The 26,133-nt window shown below is 64.4% G+C and carries 23 protein-coding genes and 1 pseudogene; 12 read left to right on the top strand and 12 right to left on the bottom strand.

From position 1 onward, the window contains the following. Positions 1–3 precede the first annotated feature (3 nt). The 4 genes from QUG03_RS06215 to QUG03_RS06200 all read left to right on the top strand — a co-directional run bounded on the left by QUG03_RS06215 (position 4) and on the right by QUG03_RS06200 (position 4,298). A complete protein-coding gene (locus QUG03_RS06215; protein ID WP_235088965.1) occupies positions 4–1,164 on the top strand; it encodes an iron-containing alcohol dehydrogenase in 1,161 nt (386 codons plus the stop codon). Beyond that, a complete protein-coding gene (locus tag QUG03_RS06210) occupies positions 1,164–1,874 on the top strand; it encodes a gamma-glutamyl-gamma-aminobutyrate hydrolase family protein (RefSeq protein WP_107799420.1) in 711 nt (236 codons plus the stop codon). Before QUG03_RS06215 ends, QUG03_RS06210 begins: the two co-directional genes overlap by 1 nt. A gap of 145 nt (positions 1,875–2,019) precedes the next feature. Beyond that, on the top strand, positions 2,020–3,558 hold the full coding sequence (locus QUG03_RS06205; protein ID WP_374420661.1) for an amino acid permease: 1,539 nt from the start codon (positions 2,020–2,022) through the stop codon (positions 3,556–3,558). A 101-nt stretch (positions 3,559–3,659) separates the two neighbouring features. Further along, on the top strand, positions 3,660–4,298 hold the full coding sequence (locus tag QUG03_RS06200) for a LysE family translocator (protein ID WP_500819652.1): 639 nt from the start codon (positions 3,660–3,662) through the stop codon (positions 4,296–4,298). 76 nt (positions 4,299–4,374) lie between these two features. Here QUG03_RS06200 and QUG03_RS06195 read toward each other — a convergent pair whose 3' ends face one another. From QUG03_RS06195 to QUG03_RS06175, 5 genes are all read right to left on the bottom strand, one after another. Continuing rightward, entirely contained in the window at positions 4,375–4,578 is a 204-nt protein-coding gene (locus QUG03_RS06195; RefSeq protein ID WP_019099892.1) for a DUF2788 domain-containing protein, read from the bottom strand. Positions 4,579–4,692: 114 nt separating this feature from the next. After that, positions 4,693–5,577 (bottom strand): DMT family transporter, encoded by an 885-nt coding sequence (locus tag QUG03_RS06190; RefSeq protein ID WP_107799422.1) that lies wholly within the window; start codon positions 5,575–5,577, stop codon positions 4,693–4,695. A 57-nt stretch (positions 5,578–5,634) separates the two neighbouring features. Continuing rightward, positions 5,635–6,861 (bottom strand): argininosuccinate synthase, encoded by a 1,227-nt coding sequence (locus QUG03_RS06185; RefSeq protein ID WP_107801798.1) that lies wholly within the window; start codon positions 6,859–6,861, stop codon positions 5,635–5,637. Between the two features lie 97 nt (positions 6,862–6,958). Then, positions 6,959–7,882, bottom strand: a complete 924-nt coding sequence (gene argF, locus QUG03_RS06180; RefSeq protein ID WP_107799423.1) for an ornithine carbamoyltransferase — start codon at positions 7,880–7,882, stop codon at positions 6,959–6,961. A 192-nt stretch (positions 7,883–8,074) separates the two neighbouring features. After that, positions 8,075–10,033, bottom strand: coding sequence for an aminotransferase class I/II-fold pyridoxal phosphate-dependent enzyme (locus QUG03_RS06175; protein WP_107799424.1), 1,959 nt, complete (start codon positions 10,031–10,033; stop codon positions 8,075–8,077). 215 nt (positions 10,034–10,248) lie between these two features. Between QUG03_RS06175 and dinG the strand changes: the two genes are divergently transcribed. The 3 genes and pseudogenes from dinG (at position 10,249) to QUG03_RS06160 (ending at position 14,175) form a co-directional block, all read left to right on the top strand. Continuing rightward, a complete protein-coding gene (gene dinG / locus QUG03_RS06170) occupies positions 10,249–12,375 on the top strand; it encodes an ATP-dependent DNA helicase DinG (protein WP_500819651.1) in 2,127 nt (708 codons plus the stop codon). A 126-nt stretch (positions 12,376–12,501) separates the two neighbouring features. Further along, positions 12,502–12,786: pseudogene (locus QUG03_RS06165) on the top strand (DUF3579 domain-containing protein); the annotation flags it as partial. Between the two features lie 210 nt (positions 12,787–12,996). Next, a complete protein-coding gene (locus QUG03_RS06160) occupies positions 12,997–14,175 on the top strand; it encodes a porin (protein WP_500819650.1) in 1,179 nt (392 codons plus the stop codon). A gap of 52 nt (positions 14,176–14,227) precedes the next feature. Here QUG03_RS06160 and QUG03_RS06155 read toward each other — a convergent pair whose 3' ends face one another. Further along, positions 14,228–15,112, bottom strand: a complete 885-nt coding sequence (locus QUG03_RS06155; protein WP_048412147.1) for a LysR family transcriptional regulator — start codon at positions 15,110–15,112, stop codon at positions 14,228–14,230. A gap of 114 nt (positions 15,113–15,226) precedes the next feature. Between QUG03_RS06155 and QUG03_RS06150 the strand changes: the two genes are divergently transcribed. The 3 genes from QUG03_RS06150 (at position 15,227) to QUG03_RS06140 (ending at position 18,365) form a co-directional block, all read left to right on the top strand. Next, on the top strand, positions 15,227–15,871 hold the full coding sequence (locus tag QUG03_RS06150) for an NAD(P)-dependent oxidoreductase (protein ID WP_500819649.1): 645 nt from the start codon (positions 15,227–15,229) through the stop codon (positions 15,869–15,871). 477 nt (positions 15,872–16,348) lie between these two features. After that, entirely contained in the window at positions 16,349–17,749 is a 1,401-nt protein-coding gene (locus QUG03_RS06145) for an L-serine ammonia-lyase (protein WP_500819648.1), read from the top strand. 85 nt (positions 17,750–17,834) lie between these two features. Continuing rightward, positions 17,835–18,365, top strand: coding sequence for a GNAT family N-acetyltransferase (locus tag QUG03_RS06140; protein ID WP_488877893.1), 531 nt, complete (start codon positions 17,835–17,837; stop codon positions 18,363–18,365). Here QUG03_RS06140 and QUG03_RS06135 read toward each other — a convergent pair. The 3 genes from QUG03_RS06135 to QUG03_RS06125 form a co-directional block, all read right to left on the bottom strand. Next, entirely contained in the window at positions 18,353–19,525 is a 1,173-nt protein-coding gene (locus QUG03_RS06135) for an MFS transporter (protein WP_500819647.1), read from the bottom strand. The genes QUG03_RS06140 and QUG03_RS06135 overlap by 13 nt on opposite strands. A 160-nt stretch (positions 19,526–19,685) precedes the next feature. Then, positions 19,686–20,087 (bottom strand): RNA-binding S4 domain-containing protein, encoded by a 402-nt coding sequence (locus QUG03_RS06130; RefSeq protein ID WP_107799431.1) that lies wholly within the window; start codon positions 20,085–20,087, stop codon positions 19,686–19,688. Then, positions 20,087–20,743 carry a fumarylacetoacetate hydrolase family protein gene (locus QUG03_RS06125; protein ID WP_235088978.1) on the bottom strand — a complete coding sequence of 219 codons (657 nt, stop codon included), beginning with the start codon at positions 20,741–20,743 and terminating at the stop codon, positions 20,087–20,089. The genes QUG03_RS06130 and QUG03_RS06125 overlap by 1 nt, the downstream gene beginning before the upstream one ends. Before the next feature lie 345 nt (positions 20,744–21,088). On the opposite strand from QUG03_RS06125, the gene QUG03_RS06120 reads away from it, so the two are divergent. Together QUG03_RS06120 and QUG03_RS06115 are read left to right on the top strand one after the other, a co-directional pair. Further along, positions 21,089–22,786 (top strand): PHA/PHB synthase family protein, encoded by a 1,698-nt coding sequence (locus QUG03_RS06120; RefSeq protein WP_371926275.1) that lies wholly within the window; start codon positions 21,089–21,091, stop codon positions 22,784–22,786. A 157-nt stretch (positions 22,787–22,943) separates the two neighbouring features. Beyond that, a complete protein-coding gene (locus QUG03_RS06115) occupies positions 22,944–24,122 on the top strand; it encodes an acetyl-CoA C-acetyltransferase (RefSeq protein WP_488877891.1) in 1,179 nt (392 codons plus the stop codon). Positions 24,123–24,194: 72 nt separating this feature from the next. Here the strand turns inward: QUG03_RS06115 and QUG03_RS06110 are convergent, their stop codons facing one another. The 3 genes from QUG03_RS06110 to QUG03_RS06100 form a co-directional block, all read right to left on the bottom strand. Then, positions 24,195–24,560 (bottom strand): DOPA 4,5-dioxygenase family protein, encoded by a 366-nt coding sequence (locus QUG03_RS06110; protein ID WP_486637027.1) that lies wholly within the window; start codon positions 24,558–24,560, stop codon positions 24,195–24,197. A 299-nt stretch (positions 24,561–24,859) separates the two neighbouring features. Next, on the bottom strand, positions 24,860–25,126 hold the full coding sequence (locus tag QUG03_RS06105; RefSeq protein WP_146176645.1) for a hypothetical protein: 267 nt from the start codon (positions 25,124–25,126) through the stop codon (positions 24,860–24,862). Positions 25,127–25,133: 7 nt separating this feature from the next. After that, positions 25,134–26,090 (bottom strand): LysR family transcriptional regulator, encoded by a 957-nt coding sequence (locus QUG03_RS06100; protein WP_107799436.1) that lies wholly within the window; start codon positions 26,088–26,090, stop codon positions 25,134–25,136. Between the last annotated feature and the right edge of the window lie 43 nt (positions 26,091–26,133).

The raw sequence follows: 26,133 nt of genomic DNA, 5'->3' as shown, positions 1-26,133 counted from the left end.
GCGATGCAACTGCAAGGCAACTGGAACTATCCGACCAGCATCCGCTTCGGCGCCGGCCGCGCCGCCGAACTGCCGGCGCTGTGCCGCGAACTGGGCATGCGCCGCCCGCTGCTGGTCACCGACCCCGGCCTGGCCCGGCTGCCGATGCTGGCCCGGCTGCGGAGCTTGCTGAGCGACGCCGGCCTGGAGACCGCCTTGTTCAGCGATATGCGCCCCAATCCGGTGGGCCGCGACGTCGACGCCGGCGTCGCCGCCTTCCGCGATGGCCGCCACGACGGGGTGGTCGCCGTCGGCGGCGGCAGCGCACTGGACGTAGGCAAGGCCATCGCTTTGATGTCCGGACAAAAACGCCCGCTGTGGGACTTCGAGGACGTGGGCGACAACTGGCTGCGCGTCGATCCCGCCGGCGTCGCGCCCACGCTGGCGGTGCCCACCACCGCCGGCACCGGCTCCGAGGTGGGACGAGCGTCCTTGATCATCGACGAAGCCGCGCATCGCAAGGTCATCATCTTCCATCCGGCCATGCTGCCCAAGCTGGTGCTGGCGGACCCGGAACTGACCGTCGGCCTGCCGCCGGCGCTGACCGCCGCCACCGGCGTCGACGCGCTGGTGCACAATCTGGAAGCCTTCTGCTCCCCGTTCTATCATCCCATCGCCCAGGGCGTGGCGCTGGAAGGCATGCGGCTGGCGCACGACTGGCTGCCGGCGGCCCACGCCGACGGCGGCAATCTGGAAGCCCGCGCCCAGATGCTGTCCTGTTCCATCATGGGCGCCACCGCCTTCCAGAAAGGCCTGGGCGGCGTGCACGCGCTGGCGCATCCCATCGGCGCGGTGTTCGACACTCACCACGGCCTGGCCAACGCCGTGCTGCTGCCCTATGTGCTGGTGCGCAACCGGCCGGCGATAGCCGAACGGCTGAGCGCCGCCGCCCGCTACCTGGGCCTGGCCGACGCCGGCTTCGACGGTTTTCTGGCCTGGGTGCTGCAATTGCGCGCCGGCCTGGGCATTCCGCACACCCTGGCGGAGATCGGCATCGGCGCGGACGCCGCCGCCGACATCGGCCGCATGGCCAAGGCCGACCCCAGCGACGGCGGCAACCCCTTGCCCCTGTCCGCCGACGACTACCGCGCGATCTTCCTCGCCGCGCAGCAAGGCAGGCTGTGATGAGGCGCCCGCTGATCGGCCTGACCACCTACCCGGCCACGCCCGAGCACGGCTACCACACGCCGCTGGAATACGTGGCGGCGGTGGTGCGCGCCGGCGGCGCGCCGGTGCAATTGCCGGCGCTGGGCCCGGAGATGGTGGACGGCTGGCTGGACAAGCTGGACGGCGTGGTGCTGATCGGCGGCGGCGACATCGATCCGGCCCGCTTCGACCGCGACGGCCACCCGACCATTTACAACCTCAGCCCGGAGCGCGACGCCACCGAAATCGCGCTGGCGCGCGCGCTGCTGCAACGCAAGCTGCCGACGCTGGCGATCTGCCGCGGCCTGCAAATCCTCAACACCGTGCTGGGCGGCAGCCTGCACCTGCACCTGCCGGACGTGGTGGGCGAAGCCGTGCCCCATCGCGCGCCGCCACGCGTGCCGACGCCGCACCCGGTGCGCGTCGCCGCCGATTCCTGCCTGGCGGGCCTGATCGGCACCGAAGTCCTCACCCAGTCCTGGCACCACCAGGCGATAGACCGCCCCGGCCACGGCGTGGTGCCGGTGGCCTGGGCGCCGGACGGCGTGATCGAGGCGATAGAAATCGCCGACTTTCCCCAGTTGATCGCGGTGCAATGGCACCCCGAGCTCTCCGCCGAGCGCGACAGCGGCCAGCAAAGGCTGTTCGACGCGCTGGTCACCATGAGCGGAACGCCGCCGCCCGGCTGAGCGCCGCCGCGCCTCGCTTCCTAAATAGACACGAAGCCCGGATCACCGGGCCAGGGCCCGGCCGGCCTCCGCCGCCGTTCGGGCGCCGGCGCGTACGCGCGCCTAGGCGGAAAACCACAGACATGCACAATGAGAGAGGAACATCATGGAACCAGTTCGGCATGAGTCCGCGCCCGTGGGCGAGGACGAGAAACTGTTGCACAGCATGGGTTACGCTCAGGAATTGTCCCGACGCATGAGCGGCTTTTCCAACTTCGCCATCTCCTTTTCCATCATCTGCGTGCTGGCCGGCGGCATCACCGCCTTCCCGGCCGGACTCAGCGCCGGCGGCGGCGCGGCCATCGGCATAGGCTGGCCACTGGGCGCGCTGTTCGCCGCCATCGTCGCCGCGGCCATGGCCCAGATCGCCTCCGCCTACCCCACCGCCGGCGGACTTTACCACTGGGCGTCCATTCTGGGCGGCAAGGGCCTGGGCTGGACCACCGCCTGGATCAATCTGCTGGGACTGATCTTCGTCACCGCCGCGGTCAATTTCGGCGTTTACGACCCCTTCTTCAAAACCCTGGTCGCGCCGCTGCTGGGCCTGAACCCGGAACAGCTGGGCTGGGGCCAGCAGACCTTGTTCCTCGCCGTGGTGGCGCTGAGCCAGGCCTGGCTCAACCACCTGGGCATCAAGCTCACCACCCGGCTGACCGATCTGTCCGGCTATCTGATCTTCGTCGTCACCCTGGCCTTGGTGGTGTCGCTGCTGATCTACGCGCCCGGGCCGCTGGATTTCTCCCGGCTGTGGACCTTCCACAATTACAGCGGCGCCGACGGCGGCGCCTGGCCGCGGATGGACAACACGGTGATGGTCTTCCTGGCCGGCCTGCTGCTCACCGTCTATACCCTGACCGGCTACGACGCCTCCGCCCACACCTCGGAGGAGACCCGCGAAGCGGCGCGCAACGTGCCCAAGGGCATCTTGCGCTCGGTGCTGTGGTCCGGCGTGTTCGGCTATCTGATGATCTGCGCCTTCGTGCTGGTGCTGCCGGACCTGGGCGCCGGGGTCAAGGCCGGCATGGGCTTTTTCGATCTGCTGCTGAGCGCGCTGCCGCCGGCCTTGAAGGCGGCGCTGGGCATAGGCATCTTTCTGGTCAACTATCTGTGCGGCCTGGCCTGCCTGACCTCCACCTCGCGCATGATGTACGCCTTCGCCCGCGACGGCGGCCTGCCGGCCTCGCGCTGGCTGCGCCAGGTGCATCCGCAACACCGCACTCCGGGCCCGGCGATCTGGGTCAGCGCCGCGCTCGCCATCGCCGCCACCTTGTACGGCGACGCCTTCCTGGTGCTGTCCACCGGCGCCGCGGTGTTCCTGTACATTTCCTACATCCTGCCGTCCGCCGCCGGCCTGTTCGCCGAGGGCCGCAGCTGGACCCACAAGGGGCCGTTCGATCTGGGCCGGGCGTCCAAGCCCATCGCCGCGCTGGCCACGCTGGGCGGCGCGGTGCTGGTCTTCGTCGGCATCCAGCCGCCGAATGAGAAGGTCTTGTACCTGACCGTCGCGCTGCTGCTGGTGCTCGCCTTGTTCTGGTTCGCGCTGGGCGTGCGCAAGCAATTCAAGGGACCGCCCACCGGCCAGCGCATCCAGGGCCATCAAGCGCACATCCGCGAAATCGAAAGCGCGCTGGACGAGGCCGGCTGAACGCGCCGTCGCGAAGGGAGACCGGCGCGGCCGGACAAAGCGCTTGTCTCCCGGCGGCAAATGCGGAATCATCCGGACACGAACCACCGCCAGAGAAGCCCATGCTCGTCACCCCGGAACAATTGCTCGCCTTCGCCGCCGCCGCGATGCTGATCACCCTGTCGCCCGGCCCGGACAATCTGATGGTGCTGAGCCAGGGCATCGCCCGCGGCCGCCGCCAGGGCATGGCCTTCGGCCTGGGCTGCGCCTTGGGCTGCCTGAACCACACGGTGCTGGCCGCGCTCGGCGTCAGCGCGCTGATCGCCGCCTCCCCGCTGGCCTTCACGCTGCTGAAGTTCGCCGGCGGCGGCTATCTGATCTATCTGGGCTGGCAGGCGCTGCGCAGCCCCGGCGCCAGCTTCCAGGCCGGCGCCGCCGGGCGGGACGCCGCGCCGCTGGCCGCCACCTTTCGCAAAGGCCTGATCGCCAATGCGATCAACCCCAAGGTGGTGCTGTTCTTCCTCGCCTTCCTACCGCAATTCGTCAACCCGGCCCAGGGTCCGGCCGGGCTGCAGATCGCCGCGCTCGGCCTGGTCTTCACGCTGCAAGGCGCGCTGATCTTCGGCTGCCTCGGCTATTTCTCCGGCACCATCGGCCAATGGCTGTCCAAGAGCCGCCGCGCCAGCCAGTGGCTGGACCGCGTCGCCGGCAGCGTCTTCATCGCGCTGGGCTTGAAGCTGATACTGGACCGCGGTCACTAGAGGCGTCGCACGCTTTCCGTAGGCGATAAAAAAGCCGGCAAGCGCGCTTGCCGGCCGTTCGCTGTCTCGCGAGCCTTCATTTCTGGATCAGGAACTCCACCAGCACATTCTTGAACAGGAAGCCGGACACGCCGAAGCCCAGTACCAGGAACAGGATGAACATGCCCATCTTGCCGGCCTGAGCCTTCTTGCCCAGGTCCCAGATGATGAAGCCCATGAAAATGATCAGGCCGCCCAGGCACACGATCATGGAAATATTGGTGAATTGTTCTTCCGACACTTGTTATCCTTTGCGTCCACAGCAGATCACGGACCGGCGGGGTCTTAGCGATGCGCCCCGCCTGGCCGTAATAAGATACTCGCCATCGCCCTCCGGCTCAATGCCCGCGCGCGCCTATCGGCGCCAGCGCAACCTCTGCAACACCAGGGCGACGCCCAGCGCGGCCAACAACATGCCGCCCACCGCCAGCAGACTCAATTGCTCGTCGAACAGCCACCAGGCCTGCACCGCGGCCAGACCCGGCGTCAGATAGAAATAGCTGGCCACCTTGCTGACATCGCCGTCTTTCAACATGCGCATCAGCAGCAGGATGGCGAGCACCGACAGCGCCAGCACGCTCCAGCCCAGGGCCAGCGCCAGTTGCGCGTTCCAGTGGATGGCCTCGCCGCGCTCCAGCCCCAGCGCCAGCGCGCCGGTAATCAGAAAGGCCGCCAGGTATTGATGGAAGGCGCCGGTCAACGGATGCACGCCCTGGCCAAAACGCTTCTGGTACAAGGTGCCGGCGGTGATCGCGCACAAGGCCAGCGCGGTCAGCCACAGGCCGGGATTGGCGCCTAACTGCAAGCCCTTGCCGCCCAGCACCACCAGCAGCGCGCCGCCAAAGCCTGTCGCCAGGCCCAGCCATTGCATGCGGCTCAGCCGCTGCTCGCCCATCAGCCAGCTCAGTATCGCGGTCAGTATCGGCTGCAGGCCGACGATCAGCGCGGTGATGCCGGCCGGCACCGCCAGCTTGATGCCGGCGAAGCTGGCGCCCAGATAAAGGCCGTGCAGCATCGCGCCGCAAGCCCATTGGTGCTTGGCCGCCGCCAGGCCCGGCCAGGCGGGCCGGAAGCAGGCGATCAGCGCGCCGAAGCACAGCAGGGTCAGACCCATCCGTATCGCCAAAAAGGTGAACGGGCCGATGAAAGGCAGGCCTAGTTTGGCGCCGATGAAGCCGGTGCTCCACAGCAGCACGAAGGCCCAGGGGATCCAGGCATTGGATCGATGATTGGTTTCCATATTTTGCGTCATTAAAAAAAGCCCCCTGCGGGGGCTTTTGGGGTCCAACGCGGCGCTTTAGCCGCGTTTCTGTTTGGCGTTGCCGGCAATCCGCATCCGCAACGCGTTCAGGCGGATGAAACCGGCCGCGTCGGCGTGATTGTAGGCGCCGCCGTCTTCGTCGAAGGTGGCGATGGCGGGGTCGAACAGCGAGTCGGTCTTGGATTCGCGGCCCACCACGATCACATTGCCCTTGTACAGTTTCAGCCGCACCCAGCCGTTGACCGTGGCCTGGGAGGCGTCGATCATGCCTTGCAGCATCAGACGCTCCGGGCTCCACCAGTAGCCGGTGTAGACCAGCTTGGCGTACTTGGGCATCAGTTCGTCCTTCAGGTGGGCCACTTCGCGGTCCAGGGTGATGGATTCGATCGCGCGGTGCGCCTTCAACATGATGGAGCCGCCCGGGGTTTCGTAGCAGCCGCGGGACTTCATGCCCACATAGCGGTTTTCCACGATGTCCAGCCGGCCGATGCCGTGCTTGCCGCCCAGGCGGTTCAGCTCGGTCAGCACCTGGGCCGGGCTCATCGCCACGCCGTTGATCGCGGTGATGTCGCCCTTCTCATAGCTCAGCTCAATGTATTCGGCCTGGTCCGGCGCGTTCTCCGGGCTCACCGTCCACAACCACATATCCTCTTCCGGCTCCGCCGCCGGGTCTTCCAGCACCGTGCCTTCATAGGAGATGTGCAGCAGATTGGCGTCCATCGAATACGGGCTGCCGCCGTTCTTCTTCTTGCTGATGTCGATGCCGTGGGTTTCCGCGTAGTTCAGCAGTTTTTCCCGCGACAGCAGATCCCATTCGCGCCACGGCGCGATCACCTTGACGTCCGGCTTCAGCGCGTAATAGCCCAGCTCGAAGCGCACCTGGTCGTTGCCCTTGCCGGTGGCGCCGTGAGACACCGCGTCGGCGCCCACCTGATTGGCGATCTCGATCTGGCGCTTGGCGATCAACGGCCGCGCGATCGAGGTGCCCAGCAGGTACTCGCCTTCGTAAACGGCGTTGGCGCGGAACATCGGAAACACGAAGTCGCGGACAAATTCCTCGCGCAGATCGTCAATGAAGATGTTTTCCGGCTTGATGCCCAGCGACACCGCCTTCTTGCGCGCCGGTTCCACTTCTTCGCCCTGGCCAATGTCGGCGGTGAAGGTCACCACCTCGCATTGGTAGGTATCCTGCAGCCACTTGAGAATTACCGAAGTATCCAGACCGCCGGAATAAGCCAGTACCACTTTCTTGATGTCAGACATTTTGTATTCTTTCAAATCCATTGATTGCCGGATCCGGCCCGCGCCTGGCGCGGCCTTGCCGAATCGCGTAAACGGCGGGCTCGCCCGCGTCGTCAGTTCAGTCGTAGCGCTGGCCCAGCAGCAGGAACTCGATCAGCGCCTTCTGCACGTGCATGCGGTTTTCCGCCTCGTCCCAGACCACGCTCTGCGGCCCGTCTATCACCGCGGCGGCCACTTCCTCGCCCCGGTGCGCCGGCAAACAGTGCATGAACAAGGCGTCCGGCTTGGCAAGCTTCATCAGCTCCGGCGTCACTTGGTAGTCGCGGAAGGCTTCCAGCCGCGCTTCCTTCTCCGCCTCGAAACCCATGCTGGTGAACACATCGGTGGTCACCAGGTCCGCGCCGGTCGCCGCATGGCTGGCGCTGTGGCTGGGTTCGAAGTGCTCGGGGCCGTAATGCTGGCCGTCCAAGGCCTTGAGCTCGAAGCCCACCGGCGTCGCCACCTTGAGCTTGAAGCCCAGGATGCGAGCCGCCTGCAGCCAGGTGCGGCAGACATTGTTGCCGTCGCCTATCCAGGCCACGGTCTTGCCCTTGATCGAGCCGCGCTGCTCGATATAGGTGAAGATGTCCGCCAGAATCTGGCACGGGTGGTATTCGTTGGTCAGGCCGTTGATCACCGGCACCTTGGAATGCGCGGCCAGCCGCTGCACCAGCGCCTGCTCATAGGTGCGGATCATGATGATGTCGCTCATCCGGGACAGCACGCGGGCGGTGTCCTCGATGGGCTCGCCGCGGCCCATCTGCGAGCTTTGCGAGTCCAGGAACATCGCGTGGCCGCCCAGTTGCGCCATGCCCGCTTCGAAAGAAACGCGGGTGCGGGTGGAATTCTTCTCGAACACCATGGACATCACCTTGCCGACGAGCGGCTGGTACAGCTGGCCGTCGCTACGTCGTCGTTTCAGGACCTTGCTGCGCTCGAAGAGATGGCGGTATTCCTCGTGGGTCAGGTCGCTGAATTGCAAGTAATGCCTAGGGGACGTCATGGTGCTCCATTTCAAAAAAAAAGCCACCGCGCGTTCGACACCGTTTCAGTGTCCTTCATGCGCGATGGCACATTACTACACGCTGGTCTCAAGTCATTCACAGGCGTCGCAAGCATGCCTACGCAAAGCGCATGATTTACATAATTGCGACAAGACTTATATTTATCGGAAATCAGCCTGTCTGACAAGCATTCATTTGAACAAGGCGCGTCCAGGCAGTTGCGCCAGCTCCCCTTCTTTGAGCACTCGCAGCAAAAACTCGCCGCCATCCTCGGCCAATCCATGCATTTCTATGGATTTCTGGGTTTTTTGCAGCCGCGCCAAATACGCGAGAATGGTGTCGTCTATCACCTGGCCGGGCACCAGCACCGGAATGCCGGGCGGATACGGCACGATCTGGTCGCAGCAGACCCGTCCGACCAGGGCCGCGTTGGGGCGGCCATCGTCGTCCAGCAGCGGCAAGCGCTCGCCGGCCTCGTAAAAAGCGTCGCGCGGCAAGCTGGCCAGACGGGAGAAACGCGGAATCTCCGGCATCCTTCCCAGCGGTCGCGGCGGACGCTTTTCCTTGGCCAAACGCAGCATGGCGTCATACAGCCGCGACACCTTGCTGCGGGTGGTGCCCAGGGTCAGCAGCAGGGTGATGGTGCTGAACGTGGATTTCTCCACCTGGATGTTGTAGCGCTCGAACAGCGCCTGCTGCAATTCGTCCGCGGTGAAGCCGGACTGGGTGATGTCCACGGTCAGCTTGGTCGGGTCCAGCTGGATGCCGTCTTCGCGCACCTCCTCCGGCAATAGGTCCGACAGTTCCAGCACCCGGAAAGCGCCGGTGGAGTTGATCTTGTCGCGCAACTCCTGCGCCAGCTTCAGCGTGCGGTCCAGCAGCCGGTAGCCCTCCATCACCGCCTGTTTGCGCGCCACGTCCAGGCTGGCGATCAGGTTGTACTGCGGGCTGGTCGACGCGTGCATATTGAAGTTCTCGCGGAACAGATGCGCGTCGAAGCCGGGGTCGTTGACGTGAATCATGCTGGCCTGGGAGAACGCCGACAGCACCTTGTGCGTGCTCTGGGTCACATAGTCGGCGCCGGACTCCAATGCCGTCGGCCGGAACGCCGGGTGGAAACGGGCGAAGCCGTACCAGGCCTCGTCGACGATGACCTTGATGCCCTGCTCGTGCGCGGCCTCGATGATGGGCTTCAGATCGTAGCGCAGCCCGTCGTAGGTGCAGGAGGTCAGGATCAGCACCCGCGCGTCGGGGTTGGCGTCGATCGCGGCGAAGATGGTTTCCTTGGGCACCGGCCCGAAAATGCCGAACTGCTTGTTGATCGAGGAATCCAGATACACCGGCAGCGCGCCGGACAGAATCACGCCGTGATGCACCGATTTGTGACAATTGCGGTCCAGCAGCAGCTTGTCGCCGGGTGCCAGCAAGGTCTGGAAGATCACCTTGTTGGAGGTGGAGGTGCCGTTGGTGGCGAAGTAGGTGCGCTTGGCGCCGAAGGCCTTGGCCGCCAGCATCTGCGCCTCCTCTATCACCCCGGTGGGGTGCAGCAGCGAATCCAGCATCGGCACCGACACCGACAGGTCGGCGCGCAGCATGCTCTCGCCGACGAAGTCGTGAAAATCCCCGACCCAGGGGCTGCCTTTCAAGGAATCGCCGCCGGAATGGCCCGGCGTGTGCCAGGAGTCCTTGGCCATGCGCACGTATTGCTTGAGCTTGTCGTAGAACGGCGTCGCGGACTTTTCCGCCAGCTCCGCCGACAGAATGCGGAACCAGCCGTGGAAATCCAGCTCGTCGCGGTAGAAATAGCCGTCCACCGCGTGGCTGGCCAGGTCTTCCACCAGCGCGCGCTCGTCGTCGTCGAACAATAAGACATACAGCGAAATTTCCGGACGGAAGGCGCTGATGCGGTTGGCCAGCTGCGCCGCCGCCTGACTGACGCCCTTCTCCTGCAACTGCTTGTCCACCAGCACCACCTGGACGTCGCCGTCTCGGGCGATCTGATCCAACGCGTCCTGACTGCGCGCGACGCCGACGAAAGTCAGGCCGTAGGGGTTTTCCAGCCGGACCGCGGCGGCGCCCAGTCCGGCCAGCACATCGGCCTGCCATTTGGCGTCGTCGCTGACCACCAGCACTCGGCTAACGGGTGTCATGATCGGGTTTCTCCTGTTGATATTGCTTTGCGCTGTTATTGATGGATTTGTCTGCCTAAGTCGCTCGCGCAATTTCGCTTGTTTTTATATTTGCCTATCCTATCCACATCCGCGCGTCGCCGTCATTTTGCAGTCGCACATCAGGATTTCCCCATATTCGACGCCCGGCTTGGCGCGGCCAGACAAGGCCGCCCCCTTGCGGTACAATCGCCGCCATGCTGACCCCTGCTGAAAAAGACGCGATTCGCGACCATTACCGGACCATAGCCGACAACTTGCCGGGCTTCCGCCCGCGCGCCGCGCAACGCCGCATGCTGGCGGAGATCGCCAACGCGTTGTCGCGCAGCAAGGACAAGGAAGGCGACGACTGGCCGGAGCGCGCCGGCGAAAGCATCGCCGTGATCGAAGGCCCCACCGGGGTCGGCAAAAGCCTGGCCTATCTGCTGGCCGGCGGCGTGATGGCCAAATCCCGCGCCAAGAAGCTGGTGGTCACCAGCGCCACCGTCGCCCTGCAAGAGCAACTGGTCAACCGCGACCTGCCCTTCGTCGTCGAAAACAGCGGCCTGCCGCTGACCTTCGCCCTGGCCAAGGGCCGCGGCCGCTATCTGTGTCCGCAGCGCATTTACGCGCTGACCGCCGAGAACGCCCAAGGCCAGCTGCTGGACCTGGACCCGACGCTGGCGCTATGGGACCGCAAGCCGGAAGCCGGCGAAATCGAAACCCTGCGCCAGCTGGCCGACGCCTTCTATTACCGCCGCTGGAACGGCGACCGCGACGCCTGGGAAAGCGTGATAGAGGACGGCCTGTGGTCGCGCGTCACCAACGACCGTCACGGCTGTTTGAAAGCCGCCTGTCCCAACCGGCCGGAATGCCCGTTCTATCTGGCGCGCGACGTGCTGGAAAACGTGGACGTGGTGGTGGCCAACCACGACCTGATGCTGGCCGACGTGTCCATGGGCGGCGGCGTCATCCTGCCGGCGCCGGAAGAAAGTTACTACTGTATCGACGAGGCGCACCACCTGGCCAAAAAGGCGGTTAACCAGTTTTCCGCCGAACATTCGCTGGCTCAGGCCATGTCCTGGCTGGACAAAGTGGCCGCCGCCGCCATCCGCGTGGAGGCGCTGACCGACAAGGTGGACATCGTCAGCCAGGCGATAGAAGCCGCCAGCGCCTGCTCCGAAACGCTGACCGAGTGGCTGTGGCTGCTGGAAGGCGAAGACGCGCTGGCCGCCTCCAGCGACAATCTGGAGCCCACCTGGCTGATAGAGGACGGCGTGCTGCCGGAACGCTTCCAGGGCCCCACCGCCAATATGGCCACCTCGGCCCGCTCGCTGTTCAAACAGCTGAGCCTGCTGACCGACGCGCTGGGCGAGGCGCGCAAGGACAAGGGCGGCGAAGCGGCGCAAGTCGACAAGACCGCCTCCGACCTGGGCTTTCTGACCGCGCGCGCCGAACAACTGCTGGCGGTGTGGGAATTGTTTGAAAAAGAAACCGAGCCCGCCAGCCCGCCCATCGCCAAATGGATCACCCGCCGCGCCGAAGGCAAGGGCGATTACCTGTTCTCCGCCTCGCCGGTCAGCGCCGCCGCCAGCCTGGCCGCCACGCTGTGGCGCCGCGCCGCCGGCGCCATCCTGACCTCGGCCACGCTGCGCTCGCTGGGCGAATTCGACCTGCAGCTGTCGCAGACCGGCCTGAAATGGATGCCGGAAGTCAGCTGCGTGGCGCTGGACTCCCCGTTCAACTTCGACGAGCAGGGCGAGCTGTATCTGCCGCCGATGCTGGCCAGCCCCAAGGACGCCGGCGGCCATACCCGCGAAATCGTGGAATGGCTGCCCAAGCTGATCGATGTGAAAGAACCGGTCGGCACCCTGGTGCTGTTCTCCTCCCGCAAACAAATGCAGGAGGTCGCCGCCGGCCTGCCGGCCGCGCTGCGCGAGCGGCTGCTGATTCAGGGCGAAATCCCCAAGAGCCTGCTGATAGAACAGCACCATCAGCGGCTGAAACAGAGCGAACCCAGCGTGATCTTCGGCCTGGATTCCTTCTCCGAAGGCCTGGACCTGCCCGGCGAAAGCTGCGTGCACGTGATTATTGCCAAACTGCCGTTCGCAATGCCGGACGATCCAGTGGGCAAAACCCTGTCGCGCTGGATAGAGAAACGCGGCGGCAATCCCTTCATCGAGATCACGGTGCCGGAAGCTTCGATCAAGCTGGTGCAGGCCGTGGGCAGGCTGATCCGCACCGAACGCGACTACGGCCGCGTCACCATTCTGGACAACCGCTTGCAAAAACAAAGCTACGGCAAGCGGCTGCTCGCCTCGCTGCCGCCATTCAAGCGCATCTGATTTTCGGGTAAAATGCTAAATATTCAGCAACAAACAAAACGCCTGAACATAAAACGCCAAGCGCAAATCGCTTAGCAGACGATAAAAAACAGGCTAAACCAAAAGCAAACACTCCGGTCCACCGCCATGATCTGCAATCCATACGAAATAGTCATCCAGGGCATCACTTCCGAGGGGCGCACCTTCCGCCCCAGCGACTGGGCCGAACGCCTGGCCGGCATCCTAGCCTCCTTCGACGATCAGAAACTGCACTACCACGCCCATGTCCGCCCGATGATGCTGGACGGCGTGCGCTGCGTGGCGGTGGACAAGAAACTGGAGAAAATCAGCCCGCAGGTGTTTTGCTTTCTGATGGACTTCGCCAAGGACAACGATCTGCGCATCGTCGATTGCCGCACCCTGCTGGACGAGGTCTACCCCAATCAATTCTTGGCGTAATTGCAACACTACCCCTGTCCGAATTGTCTTGATGCAACAACATTGCAACACCCACGTCATATTTTGTGGCTAAACTAAGACATGTGTTGTGGCGATACCGCACTTATCTACTATAGATATTGCAGGTCCGCCAGCTTCGGCACCTGACTTTAGTAAAGCAAAAACTGACTTGGAGCATTCAAGATGCAAAAGAAAAATCTGGCAGCCCTGCTTGCCGCAATGTTCGCCTTGCCCGTTGTCGCCCACGCTGACGTAACCATCTACGGTTTCCTCAGCGGCGGCATCGAATCGAGCAAAGCCACCGGTTCCGGCGGCAGCGAATACAGCAGCCGCACCCGCATCGTCGACCACAACTCCCGCATCGGCTTCAAGGGCTTTGAAGACATCGGCGGCGGCACCAAGGCGATCTGGCAGGTGGAAAACAGCCTGCGCAACTTCGAACAAGGCGGCACCAACGACAAAGGTCAGAGCGCGACCTTCGCCACCCGCAACACCTTCATCGGCCTCGACAACGGCGACTTCGGCCGCGTGCTGCTGGGCCAACACGACTCCGCCTACAAGATGTTCACCGGCAGCAGCAACAGCGCGCTGGGCACCGACCTGATGGTCAACACCACCGCCGACAACTTCGGCAGCAGCTCGGTCAACAGCCGCGGCGAAGCGCGTATGGCCAACTCCGTACACTACTTCTCCCCGAGCTGGGCCGGCTTCAAGCTGGGCGCGTCCTGGGGCGTGGATGAAAACCGCGTATCCGGCAACGACTCCAAACGCATCTCCCTGGGCCTGGGCTACACCTGGCAAGGCCTGAACCTGGCCGCCGCCTGGGATCGCCAGTACGATACGGCGGTTACGGCTAACAGCAACAGCTACAACACCTCCAGCAGCAACAGCCCGGCGGTACTGTCGCTGAACTCCGGCAAGAACGTCACCTTCTACGGCCTGGCTGCCAGCTATAAGTTCGACACCGGCACCTTCGTCGGCGGCAACTACGAATGGGGCACCTATGACCAGGTAGGCGGCGGCCAAGTTAAGCAAGACGACTGGCTGATCGCTCTGGGTCAGGACTTCGGCGCGGCTTCGGTCAAGCTGTCCTACGGCCAGCTGGGCACGCTGAAGAACACCTCCGCCGGCGTTAACGGCGACGACTTCAAGGCCAAGCAATGGACTCTGGGCGGCACTTACAACCTGTCCAAAACCACCCAAGTACTGGCTTACTACACCAAGATCAGCAACAACGCCAAGGCCAAGGCCAACTTCGCCAACAACCCGGTATACGATAGCAATCTGGGCGCCAGCAACGCTTCGTTGACCGCCGGCAACGACCCGCAAGCCTTCGGCGTAGGCTTCAAGATCGCCTTCTGATCCTGAACGACTGCCGTTCCAATCACGCCGCCGGCCCTGCCGGCGGCGTTTTTCATTTGCTCAGGCTGGCGCGCAAGGCCTCGATCGCGTAACGCACTTTGGCCGGCTGAATGTCGCGGCGCGGCGTCACCGCGTAAATCGCCAGCGGCGGCAAGCTCCACTCCGGCAATACTCGCAATAAGCGGCCGTCGGCCAGTTCCTGGCGTATCTCCGGCTCCGGCTGCACCGCCACCCCCATGCCGGCCAGCACGAACTGGCGCGCGGCAACGATATTGTTGCTGACCAGGCGTGCGTCCGGTTCGGCGGTGAAGCGGCTGCCGTCAGCGTGCTCGAAGGCCAGCCAACCCAGCTTGCGGTCAGACAAAGCCACCCACTGCAGCGCGGACAATTGCTCCGGCCGCGTGATCGCCGGCTGACGCGCGAGATAAGCCGGCGACGCGCACAGCACATTGGGCCAGTCCGCGAGGTGGCGCGCCACCAGGCTGGAGTCCTTCAGCACGCCGGCGCGCAAAGCCAGATCGATGCGGTTGTCCACCAGATCTATCATTTCATCATGGAAAAACAAACGCAGCTTCAGGCCCGAGTGCGCGCTCAGCAGCGGCGTCAGCGCCTCGCTCAACAAGGCGCCGGCAAAACCGGTGGGCGCGGCGATGCGCAGCTCGCCCACCGGCGCGTCGCGCAGCTCCAGCAAGCGCTGCTCGGCCAGCTGCGCCGCGGCCAGCATATCGGCGCAGCCCTGATAAAACAGGCTGCCGGCCTCGGTCAGCGTCAGCTTGCGGGTAGTCCGGTGCAACAGGCTGACGCCGTGCTGCTGCTCCAGCTTGCTGATGTGCTGGCTGACCGCCGACGGCGTCATGCCCAGTTCGCGCGCCGCGCCGTTCATCGAGCCCTTGTCCACCACCATGGCGAAGACCGCCATCCGTCTCAATGCATCCATTATTAAGCCCATCTAAACTATCAATCTTATTTTTGCCGGATTATCGCTCTATAATCAAGCTGCTATTCTGAACGCCATCAAACTTCATCACGTTTATCGCGAAAAGGAATCCCCATGAAAATCGCTCTGATCGGCGCCAGCGGCTTTGTCGGCTCGGCCATCTTGCAAGAACTGCTGGCCCGCAATCATCAAGTCAGCGCCATCGTCACCACTCTGTCCAAGCTGCCGCAACACCCGCAGCTGAGCGGCGTGGCCGCCGATGCCTACCAGGCCGGCCAGATCGCCGCCGCCGTGGCCGGCCACGACGCCGTGGTCAGCGCCTTCAATCCCGGCTGGGACAAGGCCGACATCCAGGCACTGGCCGTCAAGGGCCACGACGCCATCGTCGCCGGCGTCAAGCAGGCCGGCGTCAAGCGCTTCCTGGAAGTGGGCGGCGCCGGCAGCCTGGAAGTGGCCCCCGGCGTGCAATTGGTGGACACCCCGGAATTCCCGGCGGAATGGAAGGAAGGCGCGCTGGGCGTGCGCGAGGCGCTGCGCCGCCTGCGCGAGGAAAGCACGCTGGACTGGACCTTCGTCTCCCCGCCGGCCTTCCTCCACCCGGGCGAGCGCAGCGGCAAATACCGGCTGGGTGGCGATCAGCTGCTGCTCAACGGCGACAAGCCGGCCGATATCAGCGTGGAAGACCTGGCCGTGGCCATCGTCGACGAACTGGAAAAACCGCAGCATCTGCGCCGCCGCTTCACCGCCGCCGCAGTCTAATGAGGCGGTTCAAAGTCTTGCGAGCAAGAGCGAGACAAGGCGTTGCGGCTGAGAAAGCGGAATGTACGCGTGGTACATGAGCATTTCGAAGCGGTACTCACCGTGTCACATCTCACGACGCGCAGCAGATCGTAAACAGGTTCTAAGCTCCAAGCCCGGCTCGCCCGGGCTTTTTCACGCCCCATTCCCCTCCTCGCCTTGTACAAAGGGCCTCCCACCCGCCCGGTTCATGCCGTCCGAATGCGAAGCGGTTTCAACTCGTCGAATCCCCGACGCAACTTAGTCCTGACTCTATAATTCTAAATTGACAGCCGTCGCCGGCTTGTCTAGATTGCCCGGCTGCCGCAAGATGGCGAGGCGCAGGCCAGCCCTCGCGCCAAAGCCGTGCGAAACCATGACAACGACAATAATAAGGACGGCCCAGGCCGCCCGGACAACAACCCGCTTAGCGGGACACAGCCCTTAAAGAGAAGCATTATGGCCATCAGTGTTTTTGATTTGTTCAAGATAGGCATCGGCCCGTCCAGCTCCCACACGGTTGGACCGATGCGCGCCGCGCGCCAATTCATCGCCCGGCTGGAAAAAGACGAGTTGCTGGATCAGACCGCCAGCGTGCGCGCCGAAATGTTCGGCTCGCTGGGCGCCACCGGCAAGGGCCACGGCACCGACGTCGCGGTCTTGCTGGGCCTGCAGGGCGAACAGCCCGACCTGGTGGACACCGATGCGGTGGACGGCATGCTGGCCGCCATCCGCGCCGACAAGTCCGTCGCCCTGCTGGGCAAGCAGACCGTGCCCTTCGTCGAAGGCGAACACCTGATTCTGCACAAGAAGAAAACCCTGCCCTATCACCCCAACGGCATGATTTTCGAAGCTTTCGACGCCGCCGGCGCCAGCCTGTCCAAACGCGCCTATTACTCGGTGGGCGGCGGCTTCGTGGTCGACGAGGCCGCCATCGACGCCGGCTTCGTGCCGCCGGGCGTCACCGAGCTCAAGCACCCGTTCAAGAGCGCGGCGGAATTGCTGGCCTTGTGTCAGCGCCACGGCAAATCCATCAGCCAGATCATGCTGGAGAACGAGCTGGCCTGGCGCAGCGAGGAACAAGTGCGCGCCGAGCTGCTGAAGATCTGGCAAGTGATGCAGGACTGCGTCAAGCGCGGCTGCGAGCGCGAAGGCATCCTGCCCGGCGGCATGAAGGTGAAGCGCCGCGCCGCCGACATGCACCGCAAGCTGCTGGCCTCGCCCGAGGCGGCGCTGCGCGACCCGCTGACGGTGATGGACTGGGTCAATCTGTACGCGCTGGCGGTGAACGAGGAAAACGCCGGCGGCGGCCGCGTGGTCACCGCGCCCACCAACGGCGCGGCCGGCATCATCCCGGCGGTGATGCACTATTACGCCCGCTTCGTGCCCGGCGCCAGCGACGACGGCATTGTGCGCTTCCTGCTCACCGCCGGCGCCATCGGCGTGCTGTTCAAGCTCAACGCCTCCATCTCCGGCGCCGAAGTGGGCTGCCAGGGCGAAGTCGGCTCGGCTTGCTCGATGGCCGCGGGCGCCTTGGCCGAAGTGCTGGGCGGCACCCCGGAACAGGTGGAAAACGCCGCCGAGATCGGCATGGAGCACAATCTGGGCCTGACCTGCGATCCGGTGGGCGGCCTGGTGCAAGTGCCCTGCATCGAACGCAACGCCATGGCCTCGGTCAAGGCCATCAACGCGGCGCGCATGGCGCTGCGCGGCGACGGCCAGCACTTCGTGTCGCTGGACCGGGTGATCAAGACCATGCGCGACACCGGCATGGACATGAGCACCAAGTACAAGGAAACCGCGCGAGGCGGCCTGGCCATCAACGTCATCGAAGTGCCGGTGAATATTGTTGAGTGCTGAGCCGCAGGCCTGTTAGCATCAAAGCCGATGGCGCTTGCGCCGTCGGCTTTTTTTACGACCTCATCCCGCGAAATCCGAACCAGCCATGCATCACATCGCCACTGCCAGACTGCAACTGCGTCCGCTGCACGCCAGCGACGCCCCCTTCATGCTCAAGCTGCTGAACGAGCCGGCCTTCATCGCCAATATCGGCGACAAGGACGCCCACGATCTGCTCGGCGCGCTGCGCTATATCGAGGAAGGCCCGCAAACCAGCTATCGCAAGCACGGCCACGGCCTCTTGCTGGTGGAACGGCTGGACGACGGCGCCCCGGTCGGCATCTGCGGCCTGGTCAAGCGCGACGGCCTGGACTATCCGGACATCGGCTACGCCTTCCTGGAGCAATACTGGGGCTGCGGCTACGCCAGCGAAGCCGCGCTGGCCGCCATAGAACACGGCCGCGAGCAACTGGGCCACGCGGTGGTGGTGGGCATCACCGCGCCGCACAACCAGGCGTCCATCCGCGTGCTGGAGAAAATCGGCCTGCTTTATCAGGGCCGGATCGAACTGCCCGGCATCGACGGCGACAGCTGTTACTTCGTGCCGCCGGCCCTGTTCAAAGATCAGCCCGCCTGAGCAGGCGCCGCCGGCCGCAGCCAGCGCCGGCACAGCAACACGCCCAGCGCGGCGGCGGCCGTCGACGTCGCGAACGTCGTCGCCATGCCGCCGTGCGGCCACACCAGCCCGCCGATCAGGCCGCCGGCGCTGCCGCCGACGCCGAAGGAGGCGATGATGTACAGACCCTGGGCGCGGCCGTGGTGATGTGGGTCGAACATGCGGTGGATCAAGCCCACCGAGGCGGCGTGGTGCAGGCCGAAAGTCAGCGCGTGCAGCAGCTGCGCGCCTATCGCCACCCAGGCCAGCTCGGCCGCGGCGGCGATCAAGGCGAAACGCAGCGCCGCCGCCAATAGCGACGCCAGCATCAGCGTTTCCAAACGCGCGCGCGCCATGATCTTGGGCATCAACAGGAATACCGCCACCTCGCTGACCACGCCCAGCCCCCACAGCATGCCGATCGCGCCTTGCTCATAACCCGCCTGCTTCAGGCCGATGGAGAAAAAAGTGTAGTAAGGGCCGTGGGCGAAGGCCATCAGGAAGCAGCAGCCGAACAAGGCCACCACCTCCGGCCGCCGCAGCGTGGCCGCCATCGGCGCCGACGGTCCGCTCTTGCGCTCGGCGGCCACCTCCGGCACCCGCCAGGCCGCCGCGGCCACCAGGGCCAGCAGCGCGCACAGCGCCCAGGGCAGATTGCCAATGCCGATGCCGTCCAGCAGCAGGCCGCCGCTCATCGCCAGACAGACGAAGCCTATCGAGCCCCAGACCCGCACCCGGCTGTAACGCCCCGGCTGCGCGCGCGTCAGATGGGCGGTGCTGGCCTCCACCAGCGGCAGCGCCGCCGCCCAGAAGAAGTGGGACACCGCCAGGCTGACGAACACCCACCAGAAAGCGCGGTCCAGTCCCACCAGCAGGAAGGCCGCCGCCGACAACAGCGACGTCGTCAGAATGATGGCGCGCCGACGGCCGCGGCGGTCCGCCAACCAGCCCCAGAAGCCGGGCGCCACGATGCGCGCCAGCGTAGACAAGGCCATCAGCACCGAGATCTGCCAGGCGGAGAAGGACAGCGATTGCAGATAGAGCCCCCAGAACGGACTGAACAGGCCCTGGAAGGCGAAATAACTGAAATAGAACAGGCTGAACGGCAGCAGGGATACGGCGGGTGACGCGGAAGACGACATGATCTGAAGCTCGGCCCTTGACGGGTTTCTGGTTGAAAATGGCGCGCAGGCTTTGAGCGGCTTTTTAGAGCCTGTTCAAAGTCTCGCCAGCTAGAGCGAGACAAGGCGAAAACGTTTTCAACGCCGTATCGCCGACGCGCAGCGGACTGTGAACCGCCTCTTAAAATTGCCCTTTGAACTTGCCGATATCCCGCCGCGCCTTCTTGGTGGGACGGCCGTCCCCGTGCGGGAAGCTGGCGCGCTCCGACTTCAACAGCAGCACCTGCTCTTCACGCGCGCGCTGAGAAGCCTCGTCCTCGCGGTAGAGCAGCCGCGCCTCCTGCGCCGGCCGGCGCTGGGTGCTCAGCGCCAGCACCTCGACGCGGTATTCCAGCTGATGGATGCGCATCACCAGCTGGTCCCCCTCCTTGACCACCCGCGACGCCTTGACCCGGTCGCCGTTGACCTGCACCCGCCCCAGCTCCAGCGCCTCGTGCGCCAGCTGCCGGGTCTTGAAGAAACGGGCGGCCCACAGCCATTTGTCGAGACGGACCTTGCCGTCGTCCTCGCCTGAGGCCGCCATCAGAGCACGCTCCATTCGGCGGCGGCCAGGCCCTCCAGCTTCAGGCTGAGCCGGTCGCCGGAACGCACCGCGGCCACGCCTTCCGGCGTGCCGGTATAAATCAGATCGCCGGCCTGCAGGCCGTAGATCCGCGACAGATAGGCGATGACGGCGGCCACCGGGAACAGCATCAGGCCGGTGTCGCCCTGCTGGCGCAGCTCGCCGTTGACGCGCAACTCGAAGCTCAGCCGCTGCGGATCGGCCACCCGCTCCGCCGGCGCCAAACGAGACAGGCAGGCGGCGGTGGGGAAACCCTTGGCCTTGGTCCACGGATGGCCCTTTCTCTTGGCCGCCGATTGCACGTCGCGCGCCGTCATGTCCAGACCGATGCCGTAGCCGGCCACATGGCCGAGCGCTTCGGACTCCGCAATGTCGCAGCCGCCCTTGCCTATCAGCAGCACCAGTTCGCACTCATGGTGAACGTCGCGGGAATAGTCGGGCAGCCTCAGCGGCTCGCCCTCTCCAGCCAGCGCCGACGTCGGTTTCAGGAACACCAGCGGCTCGTCCTCCAGCGGGTTGTTCAATTCCGCCGCGTGGGCGGCGTAATTGCGCCCGATGCAGAAGATATTGCCCACCGCGACCTCTTGATCGCCCAAGCGCGCCTTGAATGCCGTCATGACCATCCTTTCCCGTTCTGTTCAACGCCAAGCTTACCAGCTCGCGATTATCCCATAATTTCCACCCCCCCGGCATGCCAGGCCGAAAGGACAGCTAGGCAGATTGTGCACTGCGGCAACAAGATGCGGCTTTCGACGCGCCTTATCGTCCTCCTCCCGGTGAAAATGTCATGCAACCCTGTTACAGTCATGGCGTACCTTGCGACCGCACACTTTGTTACACGGTCCAATGCAGGAAAGCTTCGATAACGCTTCGGCACGTTTCAGGAGACAGCTTTGACCCAAGAAAGTACAAACCCGCTGGATAGTTTCTTCGCCAGCCTATCCGAGGCCAACCAACAATGGATGCAGCAGTTCGTCAACAACCTGCCGCTGCCGCCGCAACCTGGAAATGCTGAACTGCCGCTGGCCAACGCCTGGGGCGCCATGCTCAGCAACGCCGGCCAGCTGTTCGCCTGGCAAAGCAGCTTGTATCAGCAGCAAATGAATCTGTGGTCGCAATTCCTGGGCCAGGCGCCCGCCAACGGCGACGCCTCGGCGAAAAAGGGCGATCGCCGCTTCGCCTCGCCGGAATGGGATGAACACCCGTTCTACCATTTCCTCAAGCAAGGCTATCTGCTCACCAGCAAATGGATGACCGAGCTGGTGGACAACGCCCAGCTGGAGGAAGAAGCCAAGGACAAGCTGGCCTTCGCCACCCGCCAATACCTGGACGCGGTCTCCCCCAGCAACTTCATGCTGACCAACCCGGACGTGATGAAACGGGCGATAGAGACCAAGGGCGAAAGCCTGGTCGACGGCATGAAGAACATGCTGGAGGATTTCCAGAAGGGCCATATCTCGATGTCGGACGAGAGCCAGTTCGAGATCGGCAAAAACATCGTGGTCACCCCGGGCGAGGTGGTGTTCCGCAATGAATTGATCGAACTGATCCAGTACACCCCCACCACCGGCCAGGTCTATGAAAAACCGCTGCTGATCGTGCCGCCCTGCATCAACAAGTACTACCTGATGGATTTGCAGCCGGACAACTCCATGGTCCGTCACTTCGTCGCCCAGGGTTACCGCGTATTCCTGATCAGCTGGCGCTCGGCGGAACCGGAGATGAAGCATTTCACCTGGGAAAGCTATATCGAGAAAGGCGTGATCGCCGCGGCGGAAACCGTGCGCAAGATCAGCAAGCAGGACAGCATGAACGCGCTGGGCTTCTGTGTCGGCGGCGTGATCCTGACCACCACCCAGTGCGTGCTGCAGGCGCGCGGACTCAAATACTTCGACTCCACCACCTTCATGACCTCGCTGATAGATCACGCCGAGCCGGGCGAGATCTCCTACTTCATCGACGAGAATCTGGTGGCCAGCCGCGAAGCCAAGATCGCCGCCGGCGGCATCATCAGCGGCAAGGAGATAGGCCGCACCTTCGCCAGCCTGCGCGCCAACGATCTGGTGTGGAACTACGTGGTCAACAACTATCTGCTGGGCAAGACGCCGGCGCCGTTCGACCTGCTCTACTGGAACAACGACGCGGTGGACCTGCCGCTGCCGATGCACACCTTCATGCTGCGCCAGTTCTACATGAACAACGCGCTGACCAAGCCGGGTTCCATCACCCTGTGCGGCGTGCCCATCGACGTTTCCAAGATCGACATCCCTGTCTACATCTTCGCCGCGCGCGAAGATCACATCGTGTTGTGGAGCTCCGCCTACTCCGGCATCCACTACCTGACCGGCGCGCCGTCGCGGCGCTTCGTGCTGGGCGCCTCCGGCCATATCGCCGGTTCGATCAACCCGGTGACCAAGGACAAGCGCAATTACTGGGTCAACGACGCCCAGCCCCAGCACGCGGACGCCTGGCTGGAAACCGCGGAAAGCCGCCCCGGCAGCTGGTGGAAGGACTGGGACGCCTGGCTGGCCCCTCAATCCGGCAAGAAAGTCGCCGCGCCCAAGAGCCTGGGCAGCAAAGACTTCCCGCCGCTGCAAGCGGCGCCGGGCAGCTATGTGCTGGCCAAGGCCATGCCCAGCGTGGTGGCCAGCCTGCAATAAGAACCTGTTTACGATCTGCTGCGCGTCGGCGGGATGGATAGACATGGGCGTTGAAAGCCGCTTCGCAACGCTTTAGCGGCTTCCCCGCCCCGCCGCCGGCGCGCTGGCCGACACACCGACCTTCGCGGTCACATTGAAGAGAGAGACGGAGAAAAACATGGAAGTCGTGATTGTCGCAGCAACCCGCACCGCCATCGGCAGTTTCGGCGGCGCGCTGGCCAAGATCCCGGCCCCGGAACTGGGCGCCACCGTCATCAAATCCCTGCTGGCCAAAACCGGCCTGAAACCGGAAGACGTCAGTGAAGTCATTCTCGGCCAAGTGCTGACCGCCGGTAGCGGCCAGAACCCGGCGCGCCAAGCGCTGATCAAGGCCGGCCTGCCGGTCACCACCCCGGCCACCACCCTCAACGTGGTCTGCGGCTCCGGCCTGCGCGCCGTGCACCTGGGCGCCCAGGCCATCGCCAATGGCGACGCCGACATCGTCATCGCCGGCGGCCAGGAAAGCATGTCCCTGTCGCCGCACATCCTGCCCGGCTCGCGCGACGGCTTCCGCATGGGCAACGCCCAGCTGATCGACACCATGGTCAACGACGGCCTGACCGACGCCTACAACGCCTACCACATGGGCATCACCGCTGAAAACGTGGCGGAAAAGTACGGCATCGGCCGCGAAGAGCAGGACGCGTTGGCGCTGGCCTCGCAGCAACGCGCCGCCGCCGCTCAGAAAGCCGGCAAGTTCAAGGACGAAATCACCCCGGTGCTGGTGCCGCAGCGCAAGGGCGATCCGCTGGCCTTCGACAGCGACGAGTTCATCAAGCACGACGCCAGCGCCGAAGGCCTGGCCAAGCTGCGCGCCGCCTTCAAGAAGGAAGGCACCGTCACCGCCGGCAACGCTTCCGGCATCAATGACGGCGCCGCAGCGGTGCTGCTGATGTCGGCCCAGAAGGCGGACCAGCTGGGCCTGAAGCCGCTGGCCGCGATCAAGGGCTACGCGCTGACCGGCTGCGCGCCGGAAATCATGGGCATAGGCCCGGTGGCCGCCACCCGCAAGGCGCTGGACAAGGCCGGCTGGAAGGTGGAAGAGCTGGATCTGGTGGAAGCCAACGAAGCCTTCGCCGCCCAGGCGCTGGGCGTGGCGCGCGAACTGGGCTGGGGCCCGGACAAGGTCAACGTCAACGGCGGCGCCATCGCGCTGGGCCACCCGATCGGCGCTTCCGGCTGCCGCGTGCTGGTCACCCTGCTGCATGAAATGCAGCGCCGCGACGCCAAGAAGGGCCTGGCCACGCTGTGCATAGGCGGCGGCATGGGCGTGGCGCTGGCGGTGGAACGGCGCTAAAACCGGTACCCGTCAATCACAAAACCCACCGGCTCCGGCCGGTGGGTTTTGTTTTGGCCGCGCCCTCCGCGGCTAGCCCGAGCGCCCGTTGTCGCCGTGCTGGCGCAGAAAGTCCATGTTCAACTCCAGCGGCGCGCCCAGCCACATGGCGAAGTCGCTGTGGTCCTCGACATCGTCGCCGGTCAGCGGATGCAGCAGCACGCTCAACCCTTCCCGGTTCAGCATCAGCCACGGCACGATCTGGCCAAACAAGGCCGGCGCGAAGGCGATCTGATACGCGCCCACCGGATGCGGCCCGTAAGCCTGCTCTCGCCAGCGCCCCAATTCCACGGCGAAGCGCTGCGCCACCGCCTCGCGCAGCCGCCGCGCCGCGGCTTGCTGCGCCGCGTCGAAATACACATGGGCGTGATAGCCCGTCGCCTCGATGGCCTCTTGCATCGCCTGTCCCCCGCCCCCGCCGCGTTCACGGCGGCCGGCCCCGAATAAAGCCGGTAAAACTATCGTCTCCGCCGAAAAAAATCAACAAGCATATTTTGGCGGCGCGCGCCTGCCCTTGATCCGCATTCAATCCGCGCCAAACAAAAACCTCCTGGCCGCAAAGGCAGGAGGTTTGGGCGATTGGCCGGCCCGCTGGCCGGCGTAGACGGTCGGATGGACCGTGAAGGGAAACAGCGCACGGATCAAAACCAGCGAGGCGCTCAGCACATCAAGGCAGCCGCATCGCCGCGGCGCTCGCCTTAGTGAGGGACAATGATGGGCGCCCCGTCCGGCCCATGCTTCTTCTGATGTTTGGCCGCCCGCTTCTCCTTGGGCGTCATCAACGGCTGTTTTTTGGCTTCCTTGCTGCTGTGTCTTGATTTACTCATGATCAGCTCCTTGGCATGCATCGGCGGTGCCAATGCCGGCTCCAGTATAGACCTCATCCGGGCTTGCCATGGCGATAAAATACCCATCCGGGCGTCAAGGCCAGAGCGGCGGTTCCAATCGTCTTTTAAATGGTTCAATCAATACTTACACCTGAAACAAAGTCGCCGCCAAGGCCGGGATCGCCACGGCGAAACCCTCCGGCCCCAGTTGGCGAAAATGCTGCTGCGTCGCGCTAATAAAATCCTGGATGAAAGCGGGTTTTTCCCGACCATGTTTATCCTGCACGATCAGCGTGGGCGCGGGACTGAAATCGGAGAACGGTCTTCGTATCAACGCCGGTCCGTCCCGAGTGGCGCTGCCGGACGGGCACATATTCAGGATGGAACAGCCGAATCCCGCGGAAACCGCCGCGCGCACGGTTTCATAAGAGCGCGTCCTGAAGCGCACATGAGGCTGACAAGGCGATATCGCGAACAAGGCCAGCAAATACGCCGCCGTCTGCGGCAAATCCAGCAATACCAACGGCCGCAGCGCCAAATCCGCCAAGGAGACCGACTCTTGTTCCGCCAGCGGGTCTTGTCTCGACAGCAAGGCATGACAGGGCACTTTGCAGATACGGCTGACCTCCTCGTCCAAGTGAAAGCCGATATCGTAGGTCACGATCAAATCCACCTCGTCGGCCGCCAGCCAGCCGCGCAGTTGCGACTGATCTCCTTCCCGCAGCTGGATGTCGACTTCGCCCTGGCCCTGTATATAGCGCTTCAGCACATCCGGCATGAATAAAGCGCCAAACGGCTCAAAACAGCCAATCCGCAATTGCACGGCGCCCGGCCGCGTCAGATTGGCGATGCTGCGATTAAACGTCGACTTCGCCTCCAACATATCCTGCGCCGCCAGCATGAATTGCTTGCCCGCCGGGGTGATTTTTACGCCTCGCGCCGGGCGGCGTTCAAAAATCCGAAACCCGATTTGGTGTTCCACATGAATGATGGCGCTCAACAAGGCGGATTTGGAAATCGGTATCGACTCCGCCGCCGCCGCGATGCTGCCCGTCAACGCCACCTCATAGACATAACGGATTTGTCTAATCGAAATATTCATGGCCCCGCCCCCTCGCCGGCATTGAGCAGCTTGTTAAAAGTCC

It is taken from the genome of Chromobacterium sp. CCUG 30098 (assembly GCF_059916605.1).
This window is presented reverse-complemented; position numbering and strand designations above follow the sequence as displayed.

What these genes read in the sequence shown, in the direction of transcription:
- QUG03_RS06215 (WP_235088965.1), top strand. Translation starts at nt 4, where the DNA reads ATGCAACTGCAAGGCAACTGGAACTATCCGACCAGCATCCGCTTCGGC.
- QUG03_RS06210 (WP_107799420.1), top strand. Translation starts at nt 1,164, where the DNA reads ATGAGGCGCCCGCTGATCGGCCTGACCACCTACCCGGCCACGCCCGAG.
- QUG03_RS06205 (WP_374420661.1), top strand. Translation starts at nt 2,020, where the DNA reads ATGGAACCAGTTCGGCATGAGTCCGCGCCCGTGGGCGAGGACGAGAAA.
- QUG03_RS06200 (WP_500819652.1), top strand. Translation starts at nt 3,660, where the DNA reads ATGCTCGTCACCCCGGAACAATTGCTCGCCTTCGCCGCCGCCGCGATG.
- QUG03_RS06190 (WP_107799422.1), bottom strand. Translation starts at nt 5,577, where the DNA reads ATGGAAACCAATCATCGATCCAATGCCTGGATCCCCTGGGCCTTCGTG.
- QUG03_RS06185 (WP_107801798.1), bottom strand. Translation starts at nt 6,861, where the DNA reads ATGTCTGACATCAAGAAAGTGGTACTGGCTTATTCCGGCGGTCTGGAT.
- argF (WP_107799423.1), bottom strand. Translation starts at nt 7,882, where the DNA reads ATGACGTCCCCTAGGCATTACTTGCAATTCAGCGACCTGACCCACGAG.
- QUG03_RS06175 (WP_107799424.1), bottom strand. Translation starts at nt 10,033, where the DNA reads ATGACACCCGTTAGCCGAGTGCTGGTGGTCAGCGACGACGCCAAATGG.
- dinG (WP_500819651.1), top strand. Translation starts at nt 10,249, where the DNA reads ATGCTGACCCCTGCTGAAAAAGACGCGATTCGCGACCATTACCGGACC.
- QUG03_RS06160 (WP_500819650.1), top strand. Translation starts at nt 12,997, where the DNA reads ATGCAAAAGAAAAATCTGGCAGCCCTGCTTGCCGCAATGTTCGCCTTG.
- QUG03_RS06155 (WP_048412147.1), bottom strand. Translation starts at nt 15,112, where the DNA reads ATGGATGCATTGAGACGGATGGCGGTCTTCGCCATGGTGGTGGACAAG.
- QUG03_RS06150 (WP_500819649.1), top strand. Translation starts at nt 15,227, where the DNA reads ATGAAAATCGCTCTGATCGGCGCCAGCGGCTTTGTCGGCTCGGCCATC.
- QUG03_RS06145 (WP_500819648.1), top strand. Translation starts at nt 16,349, where the DNA reads ATGGCCATCAGTGTTTTTGATTTGTTCAAGATAGGCATCGGCCCGTCC.
- QUG03_RS06140 (WP_488877893.1), top strand. Translation starts at nt 17,835, where the DNA reads ATGCATCACATCGCCACTGCCAGACTGCAACTGCGTCCGCTGCACGCC.
- QUG03_RS06135 (WP_500819647.1), bottom strand. Translation starts at nt 19,525, where the DNA reads ATGTCGTCTTCCGCGTCACCCGCCGTATCCCTGCTGCCGTTCAGCCTG.
- QUG03_RS06130 (WP_107799431.1), bottom strand. Translation starts at nt 20,087, where the DNA reads ATGGCGGCCTCAGGCGAGGACGACGGCAAGGTCCGTCTCGACAAATGG.
- QUG03_RS06125 (WP_235088978.1), bottom strand. Translation starts at nt 20,743, where the DNA reads ATGACGGCATTCAAGGCGCGCTTGGGCGATCAAGAGGTCGCGGTGGGC.
- QUG03_RS06120 (WP_371926275.1), top strand. Translation starts at nt 21,089, where the DNA reads ATGCAGCAGTTCGTCAACAACCTGCCGCTGCCGCCGCAACCTGGAAAT.
- QUG03_RS06115 (WP_488877891.1), top strand. Translation starts at nt 22,944, where the DNA reads ATGGAAGTCGTGATTGTCGCAGCAACCCGCACCGCCATCGGCAGTTTC.
- QUG03_RS06110 (WP_486637027.1), bottom strand. Translation starts at nt 24,560, where the DNA reads ATGCAAGAGGCCATCGAGGCGACGGGCTATCACGCCCATGTGTATTTC.
- QUG03_RS06100 (WP_107799436.1), bottom strand. Translation starts at nt 26,090, where the DNA reads ATGAATATTTCGATTAGACAAATCCGTTATGTCTATGAGGTGGCGTTG.